This window comes from Deltaproteobacteria bacterium (genome assembly GCA_016210045.1).
GTDB lineage: Bacteria > UBA10199 > UBA10199.
Genome location: JACQUX010000027.1, coordinates 1 through 25388, shown reverse-complemented (window position 1 = coordinate 25388; position 25388 = coordinate 1). Strand labels below are relative to the sequence as shown.

Genomic DNA, 25388 nt, shown 5'->3' with positions numbered 1-25388 from the left:
GCACCTACGAACGTACGCACATACGCACTTTTCACTCCCCAACCACATCGCCACCGCAAATCATCGTCCGCACCGGATCGGCGCCGAACCGATACAGCGGATCGTATTCGCTCTCGCCGCGCAGGATCAGGAGATCGGCGCGGCGACCCGGCTCGATCGTCCCCACGTGCTCCGCCAGTTTGAGGGCCTGGGCCCCGACGCGCGTCATCCCCAACAATACAAGATCGGGATCGAGTCCGAGCAACGTCACCGCGATCGTCCCGCACAGTGGGAGATCGAGCGTCGGCGAGGTCCCGGGATTAAAATCAGTCGCGATCGCCATCGGAACTCCAGCCTCCCGCAACGCCGCGACCGGCGGGTGTTGGTGGGGATTCGCAATAATAGTTGCGCCGGGGAGAATGCCCGCCACGACTCCGGCCTGCGCCATCGCCGCCATCCCCTCGGCGTTCACGTATTCCAAGTGGTCGGCACTCACAGCGCCGAGTTCCGCAGCCAGTGCACCACCGTGCCCATCATGAAATTGATCGACATGCAATTTCAGCCCGAGCCCCGCCCGCGCGGCAGCCGCGGCAATGGTCCGCGCCTCGGCGGGCGTGAATGCGCCCGCTTCGACAAAGATGTCGCAAAAAACCGCCAACTTCGCCTCCGCCACGGCCGGCAACATTTCTTCGCAGAGCAACGCCAAATAGCGCGCGCGATCCGTCCGCCATTCTGCCGGCACCGTGTGCGCCCCCATGAAGGTCGGCACTAGTTGAATTGGCGTGTCGACTTGCAGTTGGCGCACGACGCGCAGAATTTTCAATTCGGTGGCAAGATCCAGCCCGTAGCCGCTCTTGATCTCCAGCGTTGTCGTGCCATGCCGCATCGCCTCGGCCACGCGCGCGCGTCCCAGCTCGAAGAGTTGTTCTTCGGTCGCCGCGCGCGTCGCTGCCACCGTGGAGAGAATTCCCCCGCCCGCCTCCGCGATCGCTTGATACGATACCCCGCGAGCCCGTTGCACGAATTCCGTAGCACGTGATCCGGCGAAAATCAGATGGGTATGCGAATCGACCAGACCGGGGAGCACCGCCCGTCCGCCCGCGTCGATCGCCGTGGAACGCAGATGCTCCGCGTCACGCGGCAGTTCCGCTTCCGGCCCGACCCATTCGATCCGATCGCCGCGCAACACCACTGCAGCCCTCAGAATCACGCCAATCGGTCCTTCGCGGCCTGGACCGGACAGCATCGTGACTAAACGGCCAATATTTGTAATCAGCATGTGACTCCTGGAATTTTCACGTTGCGTTTTTCCGCCACGACCACCGCATCTTCATACCCGGCATCTACGTGGCGCATCACGCCGAGTGCGGGATCGGAAGTGAGCACTCGTTCGATACGCCGCGCGGCTTCGGCCGTGCCGTCCGCGACGATCACTTGTCCCGCATGCAGACTGTAGCCGATCCCGACGCCGCCGCCGTGATGAAATGACACCCAACTCGCACCGTTGACCGCATTCACTAACGCGTTCAGGATCGGCCAATCGGCCACCGCGTCGCTGCCGTCGCGCATCGCTTCGGTTTCGCGATACGGCGACGCGACCGAGCCGCAGTCGAGATGATCGCGCCCGATCACGATCGGCGCCGTCACGCGCCCCGTGCGCACCAATTCATTGAACAACAGCCCGGCCTTGGCCCGTGCGCCGTAGCCAAGCCAACAGATCCGCGCCGGCAGGCCTTGGAAACGAATATGTCGCCCGGCCAACGCCAACCACCGCGTCAACATCCGATCTTCCGGGAAGAGTCGCAACAGTTCCTGATCGATCAGCGCGATCTCGGCCGGATCTCCGGACAACGCGACAAAACGAAACGGTCCGAGACCTTCGCAAAACAGCGGTCGGATATACGCCGGCACGAATCCCGGAAATGCAAACGCGTCGGTCACACCGGCCAGCACAGCTTGCGCCCGAATGTTGTTGCCGTAATCGACGGTCGGCACGCCGGCGTGATGAAACGCCAACATCGCAGCAACGTGTTCCGCCACCGCGCGCAGCGCCTCCTGTTCATAGCGCACCGGATCCGCCGCGCGCAGTGCGAGCGCTTCCGCCAGACTCATTCGATTCGGAATATAGCCGTGCAACAAGTCGTGCGCCGAGGTCTGGTCGGTCACGAAGTCCGGCCGCACGCCCCGGCGAACCAGTTCAGGAAAGAGGTCTGCGGCATTGCCGCAAACGCCGATGGAACGCGGCGTCTGCGTCGCGTTCGCCCGCTCGAGCGCGCGCAACGCATCGTCCAACGAATCCGCGACCTCGTCGAGGTAACCGGTTTCGAGCCGCCGCTGGAGACGGGTCGGATCGACCTCGACGCCGAGGAAACTCGCACCGGCCATCGTGGCCGCCAACGGCTGGGCCCCGCCCATTCCGCCTAAGCCCGCCGACAAGACCCACCGCCCGGCCCAACTACCGCCGTAATGTCGCTCGCCGGCTGCGGCAAACGTTTGATAGGTGCCTTGGACGATCCCCTGCGTCCCGATATAGATCCACGATCCGGCCGTCATTTGGCCGTACATCATGAGGCCTTGACGCTCTAGCGCATTAAAGTGTTCCCACGTGGCCCAATGCCCGACTAAATTGCTGTTGGCGATTAAGACACGCGGCGCATCCGGATGTGTGGCGCAGATCCCGACCGGCTTGCCGGACTGGACCAACAACGTTTCGTCGTCGCGGAGTTGTTGCAGACACGACACGATGCGATCGAAACAGCCCCAATCGCGCGCCGCCTTGCCGCGCCCCCCATACACCACGAGGTCCTGCGGCCGTTCCGCCACCTCCGGATCGAGATTGTTCATCAACATCCGCAGCGCGGCCTCTTGCACCCAACCGCGACAACTCCGCGTACTCCCACGCGCCGCACGCACCGTTCGAGCCATGCCCGCGCGCATAGCGAATGGGTCCGACAAGGTCAATCGGTAGTTGTCAGTTGGATTCGAACTTGGCCTGGATATCGGCGGATTTCGTGATCGGGTCCAATGCGTCGGCGCTGAGTTCGAAGGACATCTTCAGCGTGTTCAACATCGCGGTCAAGGCATCGCTCGGTTCGGCGCTGACGGTCACCGTCACTTCGCCGCCGCCCGCGACGCTCCCCAGTTCCCACACCACTTGCTGCGCATCGCCGACGAACGACCCGTCGTGCGTGATCGTTTGAAGACTCAGGTTCGGGTCCAACGTCGCAACCAGCTTCACGCCTTTCAATTCCTTCTCTCCGGACTGCTTCACCGTCACCGTCCAAGTCACCAGATCTTCGTGCCCCGTCTTGTCGATCACGACGGCTTGCGGCGACGGCGACGCGGTCAGCAAGACTTCCATGTTGGGCTGCAACGCAGTGAGGAATTCGTTGGTCTGGACGCCATCCGCTAAGCCGTTCGCCTTCAGTCCGGCGCGGAAAATCAGCTTCGTCTCTTTGGCCACCACGGCCGGCGTCTCGATCGTGAAATAACGCGCCCCTTGCCCACCGAGCGGAATGGTCCCGAGCGACCAACGGAGTTCATGGCTCTCCACGGCCCATGTGCCGTCGGTCGTCGCGGCATGCGTAATCTCGGCCGGGAGCGTGACGGTCAATGCGGCGTCGTTCAATTGGAGCGCGCCTTGGTTCACATACGCGACTTCATATTGGACCGACTTGCCCGGCAACGCCGACTTCGGTCCCGCGACTTGCAACTGCAAGCGTGGTTCGGCACTAATGCTCGTTTCAATCGCAGTCACTAACGTCTCTTGCGGATCGGTCAGGCTCTGCAGTTTCCATTCGAAGCGCAGCTCGACTTCGCGCGCCGACTGCGGCCGCGGAATGATCACGAATCCAGCGGGGACGATCTGTCCCGGCGCAATGCTCGGCCACACCCATTGCACTTGATGCGTCTGCGCAATGTAGACGCCGTTGTCGTGCGCCACGACATCGATTTCTTGCGGCAACGTCACGGTAATGATCGGATGATCCAGCGGCGTCGGCGCGTCGTTGCGATACATCACTTCGCAGAGTCGTTTTTCCCCAGCCACAATCTTGTCGGGACAATTCTTCGTGAGCAAGTTCAATCCCGGACGATACATCCCGACTTCGACATGCGCGCCGAGATATCCGGCCTTGACCGGCATCGCCGCCCCACCGGTCGTTACTCGATATCCCTCTTTTAATGGACCATAGTCGGACCCGATCCGCACTTCGTATTCGCCCGGCTCCAGCCCTCCGAACGAAAAACTTCCGCGCTTATCGGTGTGCATACTGGCGACAAACTTGCCGCGCGGGGCCGGCGTGGCAGTCGCATCCGCTGCCGGGGGCGTGGGTTCGCTTGGCACGGCGGGGGTCTCCGGTTCCGCAGGTGTACTGGGCGCCGCGTACGGATCTGCGGGAGGAGTGCTGGGATCGTCCGGCGTTTCAGTCGACGACGCGGCCGGATCCGCGGCTGGAGCCGTCGGCGTCGCCTTGGCCGTCGACGGCTGCGCGGACTTGCCGAGCAACGTCGACTCGGCATCGAGCGCCGCACGCGGCGTGGCAGATTTCGCAGTCGATGTATTGCTGCTTCCAGTATTGGAGTCGGTATCGGCCGCGATCAAATAGAGTTCGACCGGGGCATTGGGCACGCCAAAGGTCTCGTCATCGACTTGCCCATCTTGGTCTTGATCGTAGTAGACGAAGCCGGACACGGAGGGGGAACAGGCGGCGAGGGGAATGCAAAAGGCAATAATCAAAATGCAAAAGGCAAAATTGCGGACCACATCATTTTGCACTTTGCATTTTGCCTTTTGCATTTTGACTTTCCTCAAGCGCCCTCATTGTACGGTATCGGCAAATTGAGTGCCACAAGTTACGTCGGGAAGTGACTGGTGATTGGTGGCTAGTGACTGGGGATCGGACCAAGTGAGTCCCTTTGCCCAGTCACCAGCCACTAGCCACCAGTCACCCTTCCCCCCCTCCCTGGCGACTCAGCACCGCACCCACGGCCAGACGGAGCAAATTATCCCAAGCCATTTCATCGGCTTGCGTCGCAGCAGGTTGGCAGACCTTTTGCTCTTTTCCGAGGGGACGAGGGCGATGAACACGGTTTCTCACTGGCTGGGGGCTCCATGAGCGTAAAGCATTCGACACAGTTCCGACAGACACAATTTGTCGCCGGTCCCGGCAATTTGGGCGGACCTCGGGTGGGGCAGAGTCTCGGCGAACGGCAACGGTTGTTAGGCCAGGCCGCCCCGGCACCCCAGCAGCAGACCGCGAGCAAGTCATCTAAATTACTTGGCATATTCAGTCGTAATGGGGACAAGCGCGGCCCGGAATTCGCGGCCAACGCCAGCTTTGCCCAGGGCACGACCAAGACCGGCCTGCAAGCATTAGCCGACACCAAAGCCAAGACCCCCGGTCTTTTCAGCAGCGACGACGACCGCGTCGCGTGGCTCAATTCGATCCTGAGCAAAAAGTAAGCGCTTGCCCCCGCCCCTACCCCATGCTAGGCCCCACCCCGAATTTACAGCGATAAAGGAGCCGGACCGTGAAAGAGAAAATCCATCCCAAGTTACACCAGATCAAGATCAGCTGCGCGTGTGGGCACGTGATCGAGAGCCAAAGCACGCTGACGCAAAGCTATGCGATCGAAATTTGTTCGAACTGCCATCCGTTTTTTACCGGGAAGCAAAAGTTCGTCGATACTGCGGGCAAGATCGACAAGTTCCGTAAGAAGTACGCAAAATTCGAAAAGGCGGCGGCTGCATCGTAAACCATTTGTGGACCTGCCATTGTTCCCCTCAGTTCCCCAACTGATAGTGGTAGGAACCACACCCACTGTGAGCAATCACAGTGGGTTTTTTATGTCGGGGGCTTCGCAGAATACCTCATATGCTGACACAACTGGAAAAATTGCGGGCGCGCTATCTGGAACTGGGGACGTTGCTGAGCGATCCGGCGATCATGGCCGATCAGCGGCAGTATCAACAATGCGCCAAGGAACACGCGGGGCTCAAGGCCACGATGGAGGCCTACGAGCAGTACGAACAGGCCGCTGCGGCGTTGGCCGCGAATCGCGAATTGGCGCAGACGGAGTCGGATCCGGCACTGCAGGCGTTGATCCAAGAAGAACAGGCGGAATTGGAACCGCGGGTCGGCGCGCTGGAGCAGGAGTTGCGCACCTTGCTGCTGCCGAAAGATCCGAACGACGAACGCAACGTGCTGTTGGAAATCCGCGCCGGGACCGGCGGCGAAGAGGCCGCACTATTCGCGGCGGACCTGTTTCGCATGTATTGTCGCTACGCCGAACAGCGCCGTTGGCAAGTTGAAGTCATGGACTCCAACCCGACCGGACTCGGTGGTATTAAAGAAGTGATCGCACTGCTCCATGGCCAAGGGGCGTACAGCGCGCTGAAATATGAAAGCGGCGTTCACCGCGTACAACGCGTCCCCCACACCGAGGCCTCGGGACGCATTCACACCTCCGCGGCCACGGTCGCGGTGTTGCCGGAGGCCGAAGATATCGACGTTCAAATCAACGAATCGGAACTGCGGGTCGACGTGTTCCGCGCCTCCGGGCCCGGCGGCCAAGGGGTGAACACGACTGACTCGGCGGTCCGCATCACGCATATCCCTTCGGGCATGGTTGTGGTCTGTCGCGAGGAACGTTCGCAGTTAAAGAACAAGGCGCGCGCCCTCAAGCTGCTCCGCACGCGGTTGCTCGAGCAACAACAGCAGGCGCAAGAGGCGGCGATGCGGGCGGAGCGGCGCCAACAAGTGAAGACGGGAGACCGGAGTGAAAAGATCCGGACGTACAACTTCCCACAAAATCGCGTCACGGATCATCGCACCGGGTTGACGCTGCATCAGCTGGACACCATCCTCGAAGGTGGCCTGGCACCGCTACTGAATGGTGTCCGCGATTATTTTCAGGCGGAGGCGTTGAGAGGTGGCTCGTGACAAAGGGTGACTGGTGGCTGGTGGCTGGTGGCTGGGGAGCGGACCACGAGTCACCAATCACTAGCCACCAGTCACCAGTCACCCCTTCGACCCTCCTCCGCACTACCACTGACCGACTGGCGGCCGCCGGCGTGCCTGATCCGCAAGTGGATGCGGAGTGGTTGTTGGCGCATTGTTTGGGGGGGCGGCGCGTCGATTTGGCCCTGCAGGCGCGTCAGCCACTCACGTCCATACAGCAGCGGCAATGCGAACAGTTCGTAACGCGGCGGCTGCGGCGGGAACCGCTGCAATATATCCTCGGGACACAGTCGTTCTACGGACGCGATTTTCGCGTGACGCCGGATGTCCTCATTCCGCGGCCGGAGACAGAAACATTGGTGGAGCGCGCGCTGGCCGTTGCCAAGCAGCCGTTACAGATGCTCGACCTGTGCACCGGATCGGGATGCATTGCGATCACGCTCGCGCTGGAGCGACCAGCGGCACGGATCACCGCAACCGACACCTCCGCGGCGGCACTGACCGTGGCACGCGAGAATGCCGCGCGGCACGAGATACAGGAACGGATCGCGTGGTTCGAAGCCGACCTCTTTCCACCCTCCCCCGCCACGTACGACGTGATCATCAGCAATCCGCCGTACTGCCCGGAGGCCGTGTGGCCGACGTTGCAGCCGGAAGTGCGGGACTGGGAACCGCAAACGGCTGTCGTATCCGGCAATGACGGGCTTGCGTTGCTGCGACGAATCGTCCAGGATGCGTGGCGCTGGCTGCGAGCCGGAGGCGTGCTCGCACTGGAAGTCGGAGACGACCAAGCCGCACACGTTGTGCGTAGCATGGAAACCACCGGCCACTACACTGCACTAAAGATCCATCGCGATCTGACCGGACGAGAACGGGTCATTACGGCGGAGGCATAATGGACAAATTCTTAATCACTGGCGGCGTCCCATTACACGGCGAGGTGCGGATCAGTGGCGCAAAGAACGCGGCGCTTCCACTCATGGCCGCGGCGTTACTGACCGACGCCGAAGTCACGTTGCACCAACTCCCTGCGGTCCACGACATCCGCACCATGGAGCGGTTGCTCACCCATCTCGGCACTACGTGGCAGGATGGTCAGACCATCCGGATCCGAGCGGAACACCTGACCGAGCCGTCGGCGCCATACGAAATCGTGAAGACAATGCGCGCCTCGTCGTTGGTGCTCGGCCCATTGTTGGCCCGCTGCGGCTTCGCCCGTGTCTCGTTGCCCGGCGGCTGCGCGATCGGGGAACGCCCGCTGGACTTGCATTTGAAGGCGCTGACCGCGATGGGCGCGAACATTGAAATCGCCGAAGGATATATCGTGGCGCGCGCGAAACGGTTGCGCGGCGCGGAGATCACGTTCGACAAGGTCACGGTCACCGGCACTGAAAATCTGATGATGGCCGCGACGTTGGCGGAGGGGACCACGGTCTTGCACCATGCGGCGCGCGAACCGGAAATTCCGGCGCTCGCCGCGTGCCTGACCCAAATGGGGGCCCAGATCGAAGGCGCAGGCACGGAGCGGATCACGATCATCGGCGTGTCGCGATTAAACGGCACGACGTGTACCATCATCCCGGATCGGATCGAGACCGGGACCTTCATGATTGCCGCCGCAATGACGGCCGGCGACGTGCGACTCCAAGGCGCGATCCCCGCCCATGTCGGCGCGTTAATCACGCAACTCCAAGCCGCCGGCGCCACGGTCACGGAAGAACCGGGCGCGCTCCGCGTCACCGCGTCAGCACGACTCACCGGCGTCGATTGCACGACCTCGCCGTTTCCAGAATTTGCGACCGACCTCCAAGCCCAATGGATGGCCGCGATGACCACGGCACGCGGCAGCAGCCGAATCGAAGAAACGGTATTTGAAAATCGGTTCATGCACGTCGCGGAATTGAAGCGGCTCGGCGCCGACATTACGGTGGAAGGAACGACGGCGATCGTGCGTCACGTCGAACAGCTCCACGCCGCACCGGTGATGGCCACCGATCTGCGCGCCTCGGCCTGCCTGGTGCTCGCCGGCCTGATCGCCGACGGCACCACCGAAATCCAGCGCGTGTATCACCTCGACCGCGGCTACGAACACTTCGAAGCAAAACTCCGCAATCTCGGCGCCCGCATCGAACGCGTGCACAGCTAAAATACGGCATGTTGCTGCAACCAACGCAGCGCCGCACGCGGCACCGCATCCGCCACGGATTGCCCGGCAGCCAGTCGTGCACGAATCGCCGTTGCACTGACGTTGGGGATCGGACTCCGAGGGCCGCGTGGGAGTTTGATCAACGCCACATGACGCTGCAGCCAGCGCCAATTGCGCCATCGCGGGAGTTCTGGTTCGACATCGGCGCCGATGAGCAATGAGAAGCACGCCGAAGGATAGCGCCGTTGCAGCGCCCGGACCGTCCGCGCCATGTAACTCACGCCCCCGAGTCGTTGTTCCAGCGTGGAGACTTCGGCACGGCGAAAGCGCGCCAACGCCAACCGACACATCGTCACGCGGGCCGCAAACGGAGCGAGATCTTTAGCAAAGGGATGGCGCCAACACGGCACGACAATGACACGATCCACGAGCCGACGCCGCAACACCCAGCGCACCATCGCCAGATGGCCCAGATGCACCGGATTGAACGAGCCGCCGAAGATGGCGATGCGCATAAATATTTCCCTTCTCAGCCCTCGAAAGACCCGCTATCACGCCGATCCGTGGCTTCCAAGGCCTTCGGCAACATCCTCATTGTCTACAAACCGGCCCCGCGGGCCTCGCGGCGCATCCCGGCACATGCGGCGCAGGAACACGTGCGCACGCTCGATCATCTCTACCAATTATTGCAGCACCGCTCCCTCCCGTTTCGCGCCATCCCACTGGAGCAACTCGGCCCGATCGCCGACGTCGATTTAGTCATCACCGTCGGCGGCGACGGCACCGTGCTCGCCACATCCCACTTCGCAACGACTCAACCGATCCTGGGCGTCAAGTCGTTCGGACAAACCAGTGTCGGCCATTTCTGCGCAGCGACCCGCACTACGCTCGATCGTTATCTGCAGCGCATCTTGAAGCGGACCTTACAGCCGAAACAGCTGCACCGACTCCGCGCCACGATGAACGAACATCCGCTGGAGGAATTGATCCTCAACGAATGCCTCTTCGCGCACGGCTCCCCCGCCGCGATCAGCGATTACCGTTTGTGCATCGGGCGCCACCGCGAAACGCAGCGTAGCTCCGGCGTCTGGGTCGGGACGGCGGCCGGCTCCACTGCGGCCATGCTCGGCGCCGGCGGACGCGCCCTCCCGTTGGAATCCGACGCCATTCAATATCTGGTGCGCGAACCCTATCATCCGAACGGCAGCTATCGCCTTCGCGGCGACGTGCTGTCCCCGCGCCAGCAACTCCGCCTCCTCTCCCTCACTCCGCACGGCACCATCTCCATCGACGGCGCCCACATCCAATATCCCGCGCCCGAAGGGACCGAAATCACGATCCGCAACGCCGACCGCCCATTGCATATCTATTGGCGCTAATTAATTGCCAGCCGTAATTTCCACATTGAAGCTGCCGCTGATCGTACCGGTCAGCGTTTCTGATTGCGGACTCCCCCACGCATCGAGGCCGGTAACGCGCGTTCCGGACACCGTCGCGAGATAGGTCCCGATAATTTGATCGCCGATCGCGGTGCCCCAGGACGTGAGCGTCACGGAACCACCGGTCGATTCGAAGCCGACGGACGAACCGTCGTCGGCATTCGTAATCGAGGGACTCGTAAAGGAGAGCGCTGCGGAGCCGGTATGCCGATCGAAGACATTATCTGTCGTGTTGAGCGTGTACTCGCCGGCGCCGGCTATCGACAATCGATCGAACAGCATCAGCGCTAACGCCATCGAGGAGCCCGATCCTTCATATGCAGTGATACCGACGACATCCGTGAGATGGACATCGCCGGTGTATTCGCCGTTATTGGCACCGGTCACCGTAGTCGGCGTGAAGGTCACACTGTAGCCGATGATAGCGACGTTCGCGGATAATCCCTGGCTCAAGGGATCACAGTAATCGGTGCCGGTGGCGGAGGGATCGTGGCCCACGACGGGCTCTACGCCGCCGGCCCAGCGATAGACCTTGCGCACAGGATAGCGCGCCGAACTGCCGGGAATCCACGATCCAGAAAAATACGCGGCATTAATCGGCGCCTCCCAGAGACCTGTATTGTTGTCGGCATTTCGAATGGTGATCGTCTGTGAAATGAGACCGCTGACACTGTCTACTTCAGCAACATGCCCCGGCCGGGTCGCCGCCGCCGACGTAAAATAAAACACCTTGTCGCCGGCCCGCGCCTCGGACTCGCTGACTTCAACGAGCGACCCCGTCTTCGTGAGGACCTCAAATGCCAGCGCAGGATCGAGGCGCCATTTATCGTCGTTATTGAGGCTGCGGAAGGCATAGCCGCCACAATTGAATTGTCCGGACGGCACGCCGCGGAATTCCGTATTATCAGTGACGTAGGTGCCACCGCCGGTGGTCACCTGCTCGATCAGCAACGCAGCTTCTTCATCGGAAACACGGGACGCAGTAAATTCATAGCCGACCAACACCGCGCGTTGCGGGTCCCCGTGATCATCCAGATAGGTCGCGACGTTACCCTGGGCATCGAGCACGGCCACGGCCCGCGCGCAGCTCAGGCTGGCCGCCGTTACCGCACGGGCCGACGCCGTCCGCGCGGCCAGATTCGCACTCCCCACCGCCGCCGCCATATCCGTGGGCGAGAAAAACAGCGTGGTGGTAGATTCTCCCGCCAGCGACCGAATCGCATGCGTGATGAATTGCGGCGCGAGATACAGATCGCCGGAGATATTCTCGTCGAGAAAAGTGCGCAGCGTAGCTAGACTCGCCGTGTCGCCCATTTGTTCCAGCGCATGGGCATAGATCGCGAGGCGGACATCATCCACATAGGCCGGCGTCCCGGTGAACGCTTCGAGCATCGCCGCCCGTCCCGAATCGCCGCCCGCCATTAACGTGGCGACCTCCGGAAAGGCCTCCGCCATCCGTTCACGCACCCCTTCGACACTGCCGGCGCTGAGCTCCACATAGATGGTCTTATCGACACTCTCGGCATTGTCGATCGCTTGCTGCACCTCCGGCGAGGCGCTGGACACCGCGCTGCCGCCGCCCGACCCACCGCAGGCGGCCAACAGTAGCAACATCCCTACGACACTGCGATTGCGGCATTGCATCCGAGCCTCCTGCGGTTAGGTGAGTTTCGTGCCTCGTGCATAACGAAACCGGCATGATGCGCATATGACCATGCGCACTCAACTCAGCCTTGATCCGTCACTTTGTTTTCCGACAGTGAGTGATGTTGCGGATTTCTGAGTGGTAATTTTTCTTCGCGTCGCACCCACGAGGTGCGAGTCGCCGGTGGCGTGTCGCACGGGCAAACAACAGGCAAAAAAAAGAACCCTCTTCTGGCGGCTGGCGTCGTGCTGTGGCACAACGGCAGTGCGTTCCACACAGAAAGAGGGGTCTTTGATGGCGCAGACTATCTTGCCGTTCATCCTGACGGAAGCAAAAAAGCGGGATCCCAAACTGACGGCGTTCGCGGGGCTGCCGCTGATCAGCGAGACCTATCGGCGCTTGGGCTTGGACCGCGTGGTGGCGCAGCAGCTGCGGCTCAAAGAACGCGGCTGGGCCGAGACGACGATCGTCGAGGCGCTCGTGGCGTTGCAGGTGGCGGGCGGCACGTGCATGGACGATGTCCAGTGGCTCGCCGCCGATGCGAGCAGGGCGCTGTACAGTCCGGCGGGACTGCCGTCGCCCGCCGCGATCCGCCGTTTTTTGCACTTGTTTGACGAACCGACCCCGACGCCGCGCGTGCCTGGCACCGCCGTGATTCCGCCCGAAGGTCCGGCATTGGCGGCGCTCAATGCCGTGCATCGGCACACGATCCAGCAGATGGTGGCGCACCGCCGCCCGCGGTGGATCACGCTCGATGTGGATGCCACGGTGGCGTGGTCCGAGAAACAATCCTGCCTCGGCACCTACAAAGGCGGCACCGGCTATCAACCGATCCAGGCGATCTGGGCGGAGACGCAGCTCATTGTTGCCGAGGAGTTCCGCGACGGCAATGTCCCGGCGCATACGGACGCGTTGCGCTTTCTGCAGCGGTGTGTGGCCAATCTGCCGGCCGGTCTGCCGTTCTGTTTGCGCTCCGACGGGGCGTGGTATCAGTGGGACGTCATGGACTACTGCACGCCGCACCAGATTCCGTTTGCGATCAGCGCGGATTGCTCCCGTGGTTTGATGCGCTTCGTGCACGCGCTGCCAGACAGCGCGTGGCAGCCGCTCCGCACGGTCACTGCGCAGGGCGTGGTGCCGACCGGCGTCGAGTACGCGGAACTCGCGTTCAGCACGGCAGGCCTCGCGCAACACGAGATCCGTCAGCGCATGCTGGGCTACCGCTATCTCGTCATCCGCACGCCGGCGACGCAGCCCGATCTTTTTACGGGCGATTACAGCTACCACGCGGTCTGTACGAATATGAACTGGCAGGCCGAACGCCTGATCTGGTGGCATCACGAACGCAGTGGCACGATCGAACACGTCATTGCCCGTCTCAAACACGATTATGCCGGCCACACGTTTCCCTGCGGCACGTTCGGCGCGAATGCCGCGTGGTGGCGCCTCACGTGCCTCGCCCATAATCTCGTGCAATGCCTGAAGCTCTTGGCCTTGCCGGCCACGTGGTTCTACTGCCGGCTCAAGACCTTGCGCTTCCGGCTGTTCGGTCTCGCGGGCCGCGTCATCACGCACGCCCGACGCACCGGGCTCCAACTGGCGCGCGGCCATCCGGCGGTCCCGATCTATCAGCACGCCCGGCAGCGTCTCGCCACGTTGTAACCGCTCTCGGCATGGCGCACGCGCACGGCCACGGCCTTCGTGCGTCCGCACGAGGGCCGTCTCGCCTGCCAACCGCACGCGGTCCGCGTTGTAGACGCACACCTGACCACAGTCCCCGGCCAGCGGTCCCCAAATGCCCGTTTTTATGGCGTCCATCCGCTTGATTTCCCGTGCCAATTTCACTACTGACGGATTTAGGTCAGCGCGGCACGCAACTTTCGCCGTCTCTCACCGATACCATAGACGCATGGGACCCATCAGGCCACCACGGCACCTGCGTCCGTCTCGGCGCGCGACGCACTGTAAATCTCGCGCGGGCAGCGACTCTGCGCCACACCTCTCTGCCCGCGATCTCTTTCATCATAGCCCGCTCTATGATCTCGGGGATACGAGCGGACTCGCCAAGACGTTGCGCAGCGTCCTGGGCCGCGCCGCATGGCACGGACGCCATGCGACCTCCAGTATGCACACGTTCATCCGCGATGTTGGTGCATGCTTCCAGTGGGCCCGCCGGTTTCAACAGCAACGCCACCGACTGCCGGACGAACGCGCTGTCTATGCGTGGATCACGGGCAGTGACAGACTGCGGCGCCCCATTTGCGCAGCCTCGATTCAGGAGTATCAGCGGGTATTGTCGGGTATCACGCCGGCCCTGGAGCAGCGTCTTCCGCAACCACAGTTACAGCTCATCCGACAAGAAGACACGACGGATCACCAGACCTGGCTGTACGGACGGACGAATGTTTCCGGCAATCGTTGGGCACACCCCATTGATGGCATCACACGCTTCTATCTCGATGTCGATCCGCGCCTCGCCCCAGCAATTTGGCGTACGCTAATCCTGCATACCGCAGCCTCCGGAGGGGAATTGGATTGCAAGTGCCCGCATCCCATCCAGCCCGCCGCCGCGCTGCGCCGTCATTTGCAGCGCCGCGAACTCATCGTCGTGTATGTCGAACCCGCACATCGGGACGTGACCCAACAAGTGCTGGCGCACGTGTGGCGGCGTTTTGCCCCCGCATTTGGTCAAGCGCCTAACGCCGTCGCGCGGTTCACACCGCAATGGCTGCCAGGGATCAGCACGGCCGATGATCCGTGGCTCTTCAGTTCAGCGGGAAAGGTGCTCACTTCATACCATGGTCTCGTCGCAGCCGTAGTCGCAGATGAGTTCCGCACATCCTCTGAGGAGCTCGATGCGGCGCACGATCCGCAGTGGATGAAAGAACGCGCGACCAATATCCGTTTGATGCTTCAAGCAGCTGGCATGTCTGACGCTTCACGATGGCCATACTTGGGAAACGCCCATAGCGCGGCCCTGCGACGAATTATCGATCGGGTTATGGGAATATCTCACAGCGAGCGACGCATGCGGGCATTTATCGCCGCACTCAAACGGGACAATCTACAGCGCTTTGTGGCGCAGTACCCCGCCCCTTGACACAAGTCGGATAACTCGATTAGCCGCATCATTATATATATGCACCTGGAGGGTGGATGGGCGCGGGCACGATAGGTCGAGGCGGCATCAGCGTAAATGGGTTCGGCGCGCGGCGCGTGGCACGAGCCATTGCGCGCGAGGTGCATGGTCATGAGCCGGGCATTGGTCCCGATCGATTTGCGACGGAGTCGAGTCATCCCTTTGCAGCGTTCAGCAAGGCACACAGCGGATTCCCGTTTGGAGCCTTCGCCGGCGTGGATGGCGTCGGGGAGGTCGATGTCTTGCGATCACCCACCCCACCGCGACGCCCGATCACACTCGTCTACGATCCGAAGGCCACGCCCCCACCGTATTTGGCAGCACTCACCGCCATTCTAGGCACCGAGACGGGACGCGCCGTCACGCCACTCTCGATGGCGGACATCCACGCTGCGCATCCCCAAGATCCAGCCACGGCGTTGTGGAATATCGCAGTCCCGGAAAGCCTCGTCGTGTTCGCCGACGGCGCCGCTGCGGCCGGAGGCGTGAGCCAGACCAATGTTCGCTTCCCCAGCATGTATGCCCCCGGACGCGAGTTGTACGACATTTTCACTCGAGCGCTGCTTCGCATCGCCCCGGCATTGGCGGAGCACGTTGACTTCGCCACGCAAGTCGTGTGCCCCAGTGGGGCCGATGTCCTGCTGCACGCGATCGTCCAGCGTACGCGGCCACACCGCATTGCCGCACTGGTGGAACGGCGAGATTGGATCGACGAACTTCAGCCCCGCTTAGTCGCTGCGGCCGCAATCATCGGGCTCCCACCAGACGCAGTGCAGGTCTTTTCACCGCAACCAGATCGACTTCCACCGACCACGCAACTGGAGGGGACTCCAGGCATCGCGGTCTTCAGTGATCACCTTGATGGGCAACTCCCAATCCCGCGTTCCTGGCAGACCATTCACCTCGTGAACCTCTGGACCCGAGCAACAATGCTGGCATTACTCGACTGGGACGATGCAACGCTCCGTGCTGAGTTAGCCGCACTCGTCCGTGCCGTGTTGGGACCAGACGCGGATCGGCGCTACGCCGACGCAGCAGCCCTTGAGTCAGCTAAAGTAGAGGCGCGGCGCACCGTGAACGCCCCAATCCTGCTCACTCTCACCGCACAGCAGACCCATGCGGAACGCACGACAGTCGGCCTACAACTCCTCGCAGCACTCCAAGCTCCGATCGCCGTACTCGGTCAGCGCGACCCCCGGACGATTGAGATCTCGCTCCCGCCCGAATTGGCAGCGAAACCGCGCGCCGCTGCACGCGTCATCTGGGACGTCCTCGAACCGAGCCTGCAGGTCATCCTGTCACGCACGTTTCCTTCTGGAGAGGTGGCGTTCCGCAGTATCGAATATGCCGTCGATCGTCGCATCACTCCCATTGGCGCTATCGGCGGAGCGGCCCTGGGACTCACGGTGGGTCTCTTCACTGCAGGGCTGACCGGACTGGCGATCGTCTTAGCGGGGGCAGGGGCATTGATCGGTGGCGGAGCGGTCGTGTTAGCACGCCAGTCGCTGGTGTATTGGCTCTATCATCACCCCTTTGCGAACGCGCGCGACCGCTACGAAGCCGCAGTACGCGACCAGCCGCTCCCTCTGTTTCCACAAATTCTGGACGTGCGAATTAACGAAACGCCGATCGGTTTTCGTCTCACCGTCGCAAAGAGCCGACCCGATGCCTACTCGCCCGCTCTCGCCCCCACCAAACACCCCATCAGCCGCCGCCTCCGCGCTCGTCTCTGCGCCGCAGGCAGGAACGAAGACGTCAACCATTGGTACACGGAGGCTCCGCCCCGCAGCACCGCATAGCGAGTCCCCGCAGAATCCGCATTTGACAACAGACCAATATTCAGACTACTTTAATAGTCATGAAAACGATTGCCCTCAGTGAGGCCAAGGCGCGCTTGAGCGAAGTCATGGACGAAGTCGAGGACTTCGAGATTTACCAACTGACTCGCAACGGCAAATCGGCAGGGATTCTGGTGAACCCCGAAGAGTGGGATGCGCTGCGCGAAACATTGGCCGTCCTCGCCGATGACGACCTGATGCGACAAATTCGCGCCAGTCGCCGTTCGAAGAAGACCTATCCCATGAAAGACGTCTTTCGAGGCCTGCTCAAGTGACCTACACGGTCCTCTTCAAGGAACCCGCCAAGCACGCGGTGGAACAGCTGGATCGCGGGGTTCGGCTGCGCATCTTTAACGCCCTCCAACGGATCGCCACACAACCATCGTTGGGCAAACCGCTGCGTACGCCATTGCAGGGCCTCTGGTCCTATCGCGTCGGCGATTGGCGAATCGTCTACGAAGTCCAACAGCGGATCATTACGGTCGTCGTCATTGGAGTCGGACATCGACGCGAAATCTACGACACCATCACCAGATTGCTCCGCCCCCGCCGCTGAGGCGAACTACCGTGCACGGCCACTATTCAGATGACTGTTCACTCCGTCTGGATCCCGCTCTTCACTCGCATCCCGCACGAATTCCAACACAACGCGCGCGGCGACTACCGGCGCAACTTGCAGCAGCAAGTGCGGCCCATCCAGGGCTACGCACTTCGCGTGCGGACACCATAGCGAGATCAGCCGTGATGCGGCACGAGGCACTACACGGTCGTGCAAAGCGCGCAACAATAGCACTGGCACTTTGATGGCTTTCAGTTGGAGCGCAACATCAACTGACCGCACGGCCTGGAGCCGCGCACGAAGCACTGCGGGTGAAACTGCTTCCAACGCCTGCGCCAACATCGCCCAAAGAGCGGGCGTGACATATTTTCCCAACAGCAGATGAACCAGAATACAGCGTGGCACATGCGCAAATGGCACGATTTTGATCAACGCGCGCAAAAAGGCGCAGAGTGGTCGCGGGTTGCGGACAAATGTGCAGCACAAAATGACACCACGGAGCTGCGGCGGCGCCGTGGCCGCAAGTGCCACAGCAATGGGGCCCGAAAAAGATTCACCAAGCAGGATATAGGGACCGTCCGTGGGGAGGGCGGCACGAACGAGCACTTCTAGCACCGCGTAATCCAGCGGCACCGTCGTCGGATATGACACCACCTGCACTCGAACCGCCGGCCCCAACGCCGCAACCAATGGCGCAAACATCACGCCCGTACCATCCATTCCCGGCAGCAACACAATGGTCATCATCTCCGCACTCCGCGCTCACACAATGCATCCATTGCTTCGTCGGCTCTCTGCTATTTTTTCCGCGCGGCGGTATGAGAAATAAGGAACGACGGTTCGCGACGCGAGGAAACATGGTGGCCGGATCGCAACCAGGCTTGGATTTTTTTGACGAATGGCGGCGACCACAGGCGACGATCGATTGTGGCATAGGTGGACGTGTAGACGCCAACCAGTGCCGCAAATTGTTTCCACCCCACCGTGGACGGCGACACGACGTGCAGACTCGTTTGCACATTGGTGAACCCCACATCCGCCAGGAGACTGGGCAGTTGAAAGGCCAACTGCGGATGGGAGTGAATCTTCCGATAGAGCCGCAACTCTCGCGCTCGAAACTCGCGCCACGTGGGATCTTCAATGCCTGCTATTTCGACATAGTATTCGACTATGGCCACACGTCCACGAGAACGCAGCCGCGCGGCCACCGCAGCGAGAAAATTTTTCACATCGGGCACATGCTCGATGGCGAAGCGCGCCATGATAAGATCATAGCGTGTCGTGGAAAATCGATGGTCGAAGAATCCGTCCGTAATCGTGATATTGCCTGCCGAGGCACGAGCGGCCTGTCGCCGTCCGTGCTGTACGAGAGCGCCATTGGCGTCGATGCCATGAAAGAGCACCTCCGACAATTGTCGCGCGAGCTCCCGCAAGAACGACCCATCGGCCGTACCAACATCCAGCACGCGTCGGGCGTGAGCGGCCTGAATCTGTGCCTGCAGGAAGGGATAATCAAACGGCCCATACACGCAATTCTGCACCCGCAAACAGGGCAGAATATCCGTATGAAGATCCAGCAGTGCTCCACTGAGTGCTGGTTTTTTCATGTGCGCTCACCTCATACCGACAAGAAACCCGCACACATCAATGTAGAACCATCCACTCATCCGGCTGGGATGGCATTACGGTGCAAACAGATGCCACACGAACGCCGTCATGCACAAGAGAGAGCACAGACCGTACGAGCAGAGTGCGTTACATCACGGCCGGGGTCCGGGGCCGGTCGTCCCTCCGGGGCTCTCGCAGCCGTTTTCTCCTTGCGAAATCTAATGACGAAAACGGCGAGGGCGAGCGGCGACTCGCCTCGATGGCGAGTCGACCGCGTACCCGGGGGGACGACCGGCCCCAGACCCCGGCCCCACGTATTAAGACCACCCAGCATTACACGTTCTTCAAACGAACAAATCCCCCGAAGATTTCTTGCCACTCGCGGGGCGTTTCGCTATGATCCGCCAACATGCTGCATTATAGTCGCTTTTTTGCTCTCTCCGCCCTCGGGATCAGCCTCATTACCCTAGGCATTTCGCCCCACGCGCGCGCCGCCGACGAGGCCCCGCCGTCATTGGCCGAGGCACGCCTCACGCCGCGCATCTTGAAACTCGTCCGCCAGAACTACGTCCAGCCCGACATGATCGCCGCGAGCGCCATGCTGACCGGCGCGCTGAAAGAGGTCCAACAAGACGTCCCGGAGATCCTCGCCCAGTTTGCCAACGACCAACTGACACTGACCATCGGCCAAGCGGTGCGCAAGTTCAGCGTCTCCAAGGTCCAGAACCTCAGCGACCTGTGGGAAGCGCTGCGCGAAGTCTTCGCGTTCATCGATTTAAACTACCACGGCGACACGGAACGCGATGAGTTGGAATATTTGGCGATCGACGGGATGCTCCGGACGCTCGATCCACACTCCAACCTACTTCGGCCCAAGGAATATCGCGAATTCAAGATCGGGACGAAAGGGAACTTTGGCGGGATTGGAATCGTGATCGGGATTCGCGACGGGCGACTGAACGTCATCGCGCCAATTGAAGGAACGCCGGCAGCTCGCGCCGGGATTAAGGCGCAAGATCGCATCATCCAAATCGGCGAAGACTCCACGGCCAACATGACACTGACCGAAGCGGTGGACCGATTACGCGGGCCGGTCGGCACCACGATTGCCGTCACCGTGGAGCGCGACAATCAACCCAACATCGCCGTCGCGTTGAAACGCGCGGTGATCCGGATCGACAGTGTCCAATCCACACTACTGGCCGACCGCGGCCGGCGCCTCGGTTACGTCAAAGTGAAAAGTTTCCAAGAAAACACAATGACCGATCTGCGCACCCAATTAACGGAGTTACACAAACGGGCCCGCGGGCTCGCAAATCGGGAGGCCTCCCGGACGGAGGCCGCGGTCCCGCGCGGCGGCGCCGGTGACTTGGACGGGTTGATCCTCGACATGCGCAATAATCCCGGCGGACTGTTGGACCAAGCGATCGAGATGTCCGACGTGTTCCTCGCACAAGGGACGATCGTCTCGACCGTCGGCGCGCACAGCAATTTCCTGGAGCAGTACGAAGCCGAGACCGCTGACACCGAGCCTGCGTATCCGATCGTCATTCTCGTCAATGAAGGCTCGGCTTCCGCGTCGGAAATCGTCGCCGGCGCGTTGCAAGGACATCAGCGCGCGTTGGTGATCGGCGCCCCGACGTTCGGCAAGGGCTCGGTCCAAACCGTCTACGATCTGCACGACGGCAGCGCGCTAAAGCTGACGATTGCCGAATATCTGACTGCGGGCGTCCGTTCCATTCAGGAAATAGGGATCAGCCCCGATGTAGAACTCGACCCGATGATAATCGACAAAAAACGACCGAATTTGTTGGAAGACAAATTTTACGGCGAACGCGACTTGGAGCGGCACCTAAAACGACATCCCGATGCCGCGCGCAATGCCGCGATCCGGCTGCGCCACGTCAAACCGGTGGAAGAATTGCCGGGCGAAGGCGACGAAAAACGCGAGTATTCGAATGCGTTGAATTTAACCGACGACTTCGCCGTGGATTTTGCAAAACGCCTGTTCGCCGAATTGGCCCCCGCGCCCGGGCAGCCATGGGAGAACCTCGACGGCGTGGTCGGGCGGTTACAACAGATCGAAACCCAAAAGTTGGAACAGGAACTGGCGACACTCGGCATCGATTGGTCACTGACCGCTTCGCCAGACACGCCCCAACTCCAAGTCACGTACCACTTGCAACGCGGCAAAAGCCACGTGCCGGCGATCCAAGCCGGGGAAGAAGGCGAACTCGTCTTGACCGCGCGGAATGTCGGCAAAGGGACGTTCTATCGCCTGATCGGACAGACCACGGCCGACGTCTCGGCGCTGAACAACAAAGAATTCCTGTTCGGCCGGTTGGCCGCGGGAGAACAACGCTCCTGGGCAGTGCCGTTCAAGGCCGAAAAGGCGATGGTCACGGAACAACTCCCTGTCACCATCGAATTCCAAGAAGGCAATGGGAACGTGCCGAGCAGCTTCACCGCGTTGGTCCCGATCAACGGCCTCACGCGGCCGCAGTTTGCGTATAGCTATCACCTCGGCACGCCGGACGCCAAAGGACGCATCACGGCCGGACTGCCCATCAACAAGTCCGTGCCGCTCGTGGTCCAAGTCAAGAATATCGGACGCGGCACGGCACTCGAACCGGTCGTGGCGATCAAGAACTCCGGCGGCAAGGGACCGTACATTGAACTCGGGCGTGCGAAACTGGGCGCCATCGCCCCAGGCGAGTCGGCCACGGCCACGCTCAAATTCCATCTCGATCCGGGCTTCGACGCCGCGACGTTCAAATTAGAACTGGCAATCACCGACACGGCGCTGTTCGAATCGGTCTCCGATAAGATCGTGCTGACCGTCGCATCGGCGCAAATCGATCCGCCGGCCGGGACCTGGTATAGCGCTCCGACGATCGAACTGGCCGAAACCGCATGGCCGCGCAGCACCACGGCGGCCGAACAAGGCTTACAAGGTCGTGTCACCGATGATCAGCGGGTGAAAGATGTGTTCGTCTTCGTGGGCGAAGAGAAAGTCTACTATCAGGCCAATCCGCAACAGACGAACGTCCTCGACATGTTGGCAAAGCTCCCGCTGAAGACCGGCAACAATATCGTCACGATCGCGGCGCGCGACGAGCACAACTTGATGGCACGCCGCACCTGGACTATCTATCGCGCCGACGGCGCCGGCCACAACACCGCACTAAAGTGAGCGTGATGCAAATCATTCAAGGATCAGCCGCTTTCCCCCCCGCACTGCACGGCGCCGTGCTGACGATGGGCAATTTCGACGGCGTCCATATCGGTCACCAAACCATTTGCCGCGATGTCGTCGCGAAGGCGCGCGGATGGGGTTGCGCGTCCGTGGCGTACACCTTCGACCCGCACCCGCTGCGCGTGTTGGCGCCGGCATTGCAACTGACGATGCTCCAAACGGTGCCGCAGCGCCTCCAGGCGTTGGCAGCCGCAGGGCTCGACGCAACGGTCGTGGAACCCTTCACTCCCGAGATCGCAGCGCTGCCGCCGCAGGCCTTCCTGACAGAAATCCTGTGGCAGCGCCTCCGACCGCGCGCGGTCGTGATCGGGTATGACTTCACGTTCGGACAACGGCGCGCGGGCCGCGTCGCCGACTTGGAACGCTTCGGGGCCGAGCACAAATTGCAAGTGGACGTCATCGAACCCGTCTTCTGCGGACCGATCTTAGTCAGCTCCACCTATTTACGACACTGCATCGAACAAGGCGACGTCGAAGCCGCCGCGACCGCGCTCGGTCGCCCCTACACGATCGGCGGCACGTTAGTGACAGGACGCGGCGTGGGACGGCAACTCGGCTTCCCCACGTTGAACGTGCGCAGTAGCAACGAACTCCTCCCCGCGACGGGCGTCTATGTCACATGGGCACTGCACGCCGCCACGCAGTTGCCGGCAGTGACCTACGTTGGACACAATCCGACCTTCGGCGGCACCGGACTCGTCGTCGAAACGCATCTGTTAACGGCATGTCCACCCGATATCACCCAGCTGGAAGTCAGCTTCCTGCGTCGCTTGCGGGGCGACATTCATTTCGAATGCGTAGACGATCTCACGCGACAGATCGCCCAAGACGTCGCGGCGGCACGGGCCTATCATCAACTATGAACACCCCACACGTCCTCGGCATCATCGGCAATGCGCTGGCGGAAAGTCTCTCGCCGACACTCCACAATGCGCTGCTGCAACACCACGGACTCGATTACGTCTATCTCCCGTTTCAAGTCGAACGCCGTCACTTGAAGAACTTGATCCCATGCATGCGCCTCACCGATGTCGGCGGGCTGAATGTCACGGCACCCTATAAATGCGCCGTGATCCCGCTGCTGGATCGGCTGGATCGGACCGCGCAACAGATCGGCGCGGTGAATACGATCGTCCTCCGCCGCGGTCGCTACGTGGGATACAACACCGATGCCGCCGGATTTCTCGCAGCGCTGCAACACACGCATCGTCGCACGCCGCGCGGCCTCCGCGTCACCGTGATCGGCGCCGGCGGCACCGCCCGCGCGGTCACTGCGGCCGTGCTGGCACACGGCGCCGCGACGCTCACGCTGCTGAACCGCACGTGCAGCCATGCCACGCGACTGGGTCGAGAATTTCGCCGCCACTTTCCACGCGCGAACATTGCGGCTCAGCCACTCACGCCCGCCACGCTGCGCGCCGCCTGCCTGGAAAGCGACCTACTCGTCCAGACCAGCGCCGCCCCCCGTTGCGGCCGTGGCGCGCTGCTTTGGCCCACCCGCTGCCGGCCGGCCGGCCTCACGCTGCTCGATGTCCGCTACGGCACTGGCGACAACGTCTTTCTGCACGCTGCGCGCCGCGCCGGCGTACGCTGCAGCGACGGCCGAGAAATGCTGCTCCAACAAGCCGCCCTCAGCTTCCACCTCTGGACCGGAAAAACCGCAGCCCTCCCGGTCCTCCGACGCATCACACAAGGGCATCTGTAATAATTCAAGTTGTCGGGGACCTTGAAGAATGCCCCAGATGCTAGGCGCCCGGCCAGCCGCGACCGGAGCGTACTCGGTTGTACGTGAGGATCGCGGCTGGCTGGGCAACGACGCAGATGGGGCATTATGCGAGGTCCCCACAAGGTTAAAACGCACCTCTGCCCTGTGTCGCAACACCCGGATCTAGCGCAGGAGTGAAAATCTAGACAAAAATTAGCCGTGGAATTTTCAGGGATTAACAACGCTGCTACGTCGCAGAATGATGGCACGGCCCTTGTATATATTCTCCGACACAGGGGGCGGCACTATGGGAACAGGGAATCCAGAAGGGATGCATCGACCACCACGCGTCGTAATTATCGACGACGATCCGATCTATCTCCGGGTCTGGGAGAAGGTCTTTCGCGGCATCGTCGAATGTAATTACTGCCTGACGAACGACTTCGAAACCGTCGAGGCCGTGCTCGCGAGCGAACCGGTTGATCTGGTCATCAGCGATATCGTGATGAACGATCGGAACGGCTACGAGATCGCAAAGCTGGTCTATCAATATCAGCCCAACGCCCAACTGCTGTTGACGACCGGCTACGACTGCAACGTCAAACATTTCGATATCTGCTCTCCGAAATTCCACTTACTCTACAAACCGTATCACAACATCACCGACATTCAGCGTCTGATCTCGCACTTGTTGAAGAATGACGACAATTTCTTCCAAGACCTGAGCGAAGATTCCTGCAGCGAAAAAGAAGACGCACCCAATGTGACCGAGTGGCGATTGTAATAAACCCAAATCACAACGTTGAATCAAAACCCCGGCAGGGGCACGAGGGGGTCCGCGGGCCGTTCGCCTCGCGTTACGGCGCTCGGCTCACTGAGACTTCGCTCGGTCGAGCTTCGACACCATAGTACTCCCTCGCTCAGACTCGCCCGCAGACCCCCTCGTGCCCCTGCCGGGCCTCTTGTTTCTATCCGGATGAGGAGCGAGAGCGTGTTAGCAAAATCTGCGGAACGACTGTGAGCGCAGCGAGGCGGGGAGCCCGCTCCGTAGGGCGCTGGGATAGGGGGGACCCGCTGTTGCGGGGGGGAAGGGTTGACCCTTCCCTCCTGCG

22 protein-coding genes are annotated in these 25388 nt (G+C 61.6%); 15 read left to right on the top strand and 7 right to left on the bottom strand.

Annotated features, from left to right (window positions below; translation table 11 throughout):
- Window positions 1-31 precede the first annotated feature (31 nt).
- Genes HY696_09035 through HY696_09025 form a run of 3 tightly spaced genes read right to left on the bottom strand, consistent with a single transcriptional unit; the run spans window position 32 to window position 4672 of the window.
- On the bottom strand, window positions 32-1258 hold the full coding sequence (locus HY696_09035) for an imidazolonepropionase (GenBank protein ID MBI4238542.1): 1227 nt from the start codon (window positions 1256-1258) through the stop codon (window positions 32-34).
- Entirely contained in the window at window positions 1252-2904 is a 1653-nt protein-coding gene (gene hutU, locus HY696_09030) for a urocanate hydratase (protein ID MBI4238541.1), read from the bottom strand. Before hutU ends, HY696_09035 begins: the two co-directional genes overlap by 7 nt.
- A gap of 46 nt (window positions 2905-2950) precedes the next feature.
- A complete protein-coding gene (locus HY696_09025) occupies window positions 2951-4672 on the bottom strand; it encodes a DUF11 domain-containing protein (GenBank protein ID MBI4238540.1) in 1722 nt (573 codons plus the stop codon).
- A 420-nt stretch (window positions 4673-5092) separates the two neighbouring features.
- Between HY696_09025 and HY696_09020 the strand changes: the two genes are divergently transcribed.
- The 5 genes from HY696_09020 to murA all read left to right on the top strand — a co-directional run bounded on the left by HY696_09020 (window position 5093) and on the right by murA (window position 9087).
- Window positions 5093-5443, top strand: a complete 351-nt coding sequence (locus HY696_09020) for a hypothetical protein (protein MBI4238539.1) — start codon at window positions 5093-5095, stop codon at window positions 5441-5443.
- A 68-nt stretch (window positions 5444-5511) separates the two neighbouring features.
- On the top strand, window positions 5512-5736 hold the full coding sequence (rpmE, locus tag HY696_09015; protein ID MBI4238538.1) for a 50S ribosomal protein L31: 225 nt from the start codon (window positions 5512-5514) through the stop codon (window positions 5734-5736).
- Window positions 5737-5855: 119 nt separating this feature from the next.
- Window positions 5856-6923, top strand: coding sequence for a peptide chain release factor 1 (gene prfA / locus HY696_09010; protein MBI4238537.1), 1068 nt, complete (start codon window positions 5856-5858; stop codon window positions 6921-6923).
- Window positions 6920-7837 carry a peptide chain release factor N(5)-glutamine methyltransferase gene (gene prmC, locus HY696_09005; GenBank protein MBI4238536.1) on the top strand — a complete coding sequence of 306 codons (918 nt, stop codon included), beginning with the start codon at window positions 6920-6922 and terminating at the stop codon, window positions 7835-7837. Before prfA ends, prmC begins: the two co-directional genes overlap by 4 nt.
- Window positions 7837-9087: a UDP-N-acetylglucosamine 1-carboxyvinyltransferase gene (gene murA / locus HY696_09000; GenBank protein ID MBI4238535.1), complete on the top strand. Its 1251-nt coding sequence runs from the start codon at window positions 7837-7839 to the stop codon at window positions 9085-9087. Before prmC ends, murA begins: the two co-directional genes overlap by 1 nt.
- Here the strand turns inward: murA and HY696_08995 are convergent.
- On the bottom strand, window positions 9084-9602 hold the full coding sequence (locus HY696_08995; protein MBI4238534.1) for a nicotinate-nicotinamide nucleotide adenylyltransferase: 519 nt from the start codon (window positions 9600-9602) through the stop codon (window positions 9084-9086). The genes murA and HY696_08995 overlap by 4 nt on opposite strands.
- 48 nt (window positions 9603-9650) lie before the next feature.
- Between HY696_08995 and HY696_08990 the strand changes: the two genes are divergently transcribed.
- Complete coding sequence (locus HY696_08990; protein ID MBI4238533.1) at window positions 9651-10466, top strand: NAD(+)/NADH kinase; 816 nt, start codon at window positions 9651-9653, stop codon at window positions 10464-10466.
- Here the strand turns inward: HY696_08990 and HY696_08985 are convergent, their stop codons facing one another.
- On the bottom strand, window positions 10467-12170 hold the full coding sequence (locus HY696_08985) for a hypothetical protein (protein ID MBI4238532.1): 1704 nt from the start codon (window positions 12168-12170) through the stop codon (window positions 10467-10469).
- Between the two features lie 295 nt (window positions 12171-12465).
- Here HY696_08985 and HY696_08980 point away from each other — a divergent pair, with 295 nt between their 5' ends.
- The 5 genes from HY696_08980 (at window position 12466) to HY696_08960 (ending at window position 17704) form a co-directional block, all read left to right on the top strand.
- Window positions 12466-13833, top strand: a complete 1368-nt coding sequence (locus HY696_08980; GenBank protein ID MBI4238531.1) for an IS1380 family transposase — start codon at window positions 12466-12468, stop codon at window positions 13831-13833.
- Window positions 13834-14080: 247 nt separating this feature from the next.
- On the top strand, window positions 14081-15271 hold the full coding sequence (locus HY696_08975; protein ID MBI4238530.1) for a hypothetical protein: 1191 nt from the start codon (window positions 14081-14083) through the stop codon (window positions 15269-15271).
- Between the two features lie 56 nt (window positions 15272-15327).
- Window positions 15328-17109 (top strand): hypothetical protein, encoded by a 1782-nt coding sequence (locus tag HY696_08970; GenBank protein ID MBI4238529.1) that lies wholly within the window; start codon window positions 15328-15330, stop codon window positions 17107-17109.
- Between the two features lie 59 nt (window positions 17110-17168).
- On the top strand, window positions 17169-17423 hold the full coding sequence (locus tag HY696_08965) for a type II toxin-antitoxin system Phd/YefM family antitoxin (GenBank protein ID MBI4238528.1): 255 nt from the start codon (window positions 17169-17171) through the stop codon (window positions 17421-17423).
- Complete coding sequence (locus tag HY696_08960) at window positions 17420-17704, top strand: type II toxin-antitoxin system RelE/ParE family toxin (GenBank protein MBI4238527.1); 285 nt, start codon at window positions 17420-17422, stop codon at window positions 17702-17704. Before HY696_08965 ends, HY696_08960 begins: the two co-directional genes overlap by 4 nt.
- 6 nt (window positions 17705-17710) lie before the next feature.
- Here the strand turns inward: HY696_08960 and HY696_08955 are convergent, their stop codons facing one another.
- Complete coding sequence (locus HY696_08955; GenBank protein ID MBI4238526.1) at window positions 17711-18454, bottom strand: alpha/beta hydrolase; 744 nt, start codon at window positions 18452-18454, stop codon at window positions 17711-17713.
- Window positions 18455-18504: 50 nt separating this feature from the next.
- On the bottom strand, window positions 18505-19314 hold the full coding sequence (locus tag HY696_08950) for a class I SAM-dependent methyltransferase (GenBank protein MBI4238525.1): 810 nt from the start codon (window positions 19312-19314) through the stop codon (window positions 18505-18507).
- A gap of 410 nt (window positions 19315-19724) precedes the next feature.
- On the opposite strand from HY696_08950, the gene HY696_08945 reads away from it, so the two are divergent.
- The 4 genes from HY696_08945 to HY696_08930 all read left to right on the top strand — a co-directional run bounded on the left by HY696_08945 (window position 19725) and on the right by HY696_08930 (window position 25060).
- Window positions 19725-22508: a PDZ domain-containing protein gene (locus HY696_08945; protein ID MBI4238524.1), complete on the top strand. Its 2784-nt coding sequence runs from the start codon at window positions 19725-19727 to the stop codon at window positions 22506-22508.
- 5 nt (window positions 22509-22513) lie between these two features.
- A complete protein-coding gene (locus HY696_08940) occupies window positions 22514-23434 on the top strand; it encodes a bifunctional riboflavin kinase/FAD synthetase (protein MBI4238523.1) in 921 nt (306 codons plus the stop codon).
- Window positions 23431-24276: a shikimate dehydrogenase gene (locus tag HY696_08935; protein ID MBI4238522.1), complete on the top strand. Its 846-nt coding sequence runs from the start codon at window positions 23431-23433 to the stop codon at window positions 24274-24276. The genes HY696_08940 and HY696_08935 overlap by 4 nt, the downstream gene beginning before the upstream one ends.
- 331 nt (window positions 24277-24607) lie before the next feature.
- A complete protein-coding gene (locus HY696_08930; GenBank protein ID MBI4238521.1) occupies window positions 24608-25060 on the top strand; it encodes a response regulator in 453 nt (150 codons plus the stop codon).
- The last annotated feature ends 328 nt before the right edge of the window (window positions 25061-25388 follow it).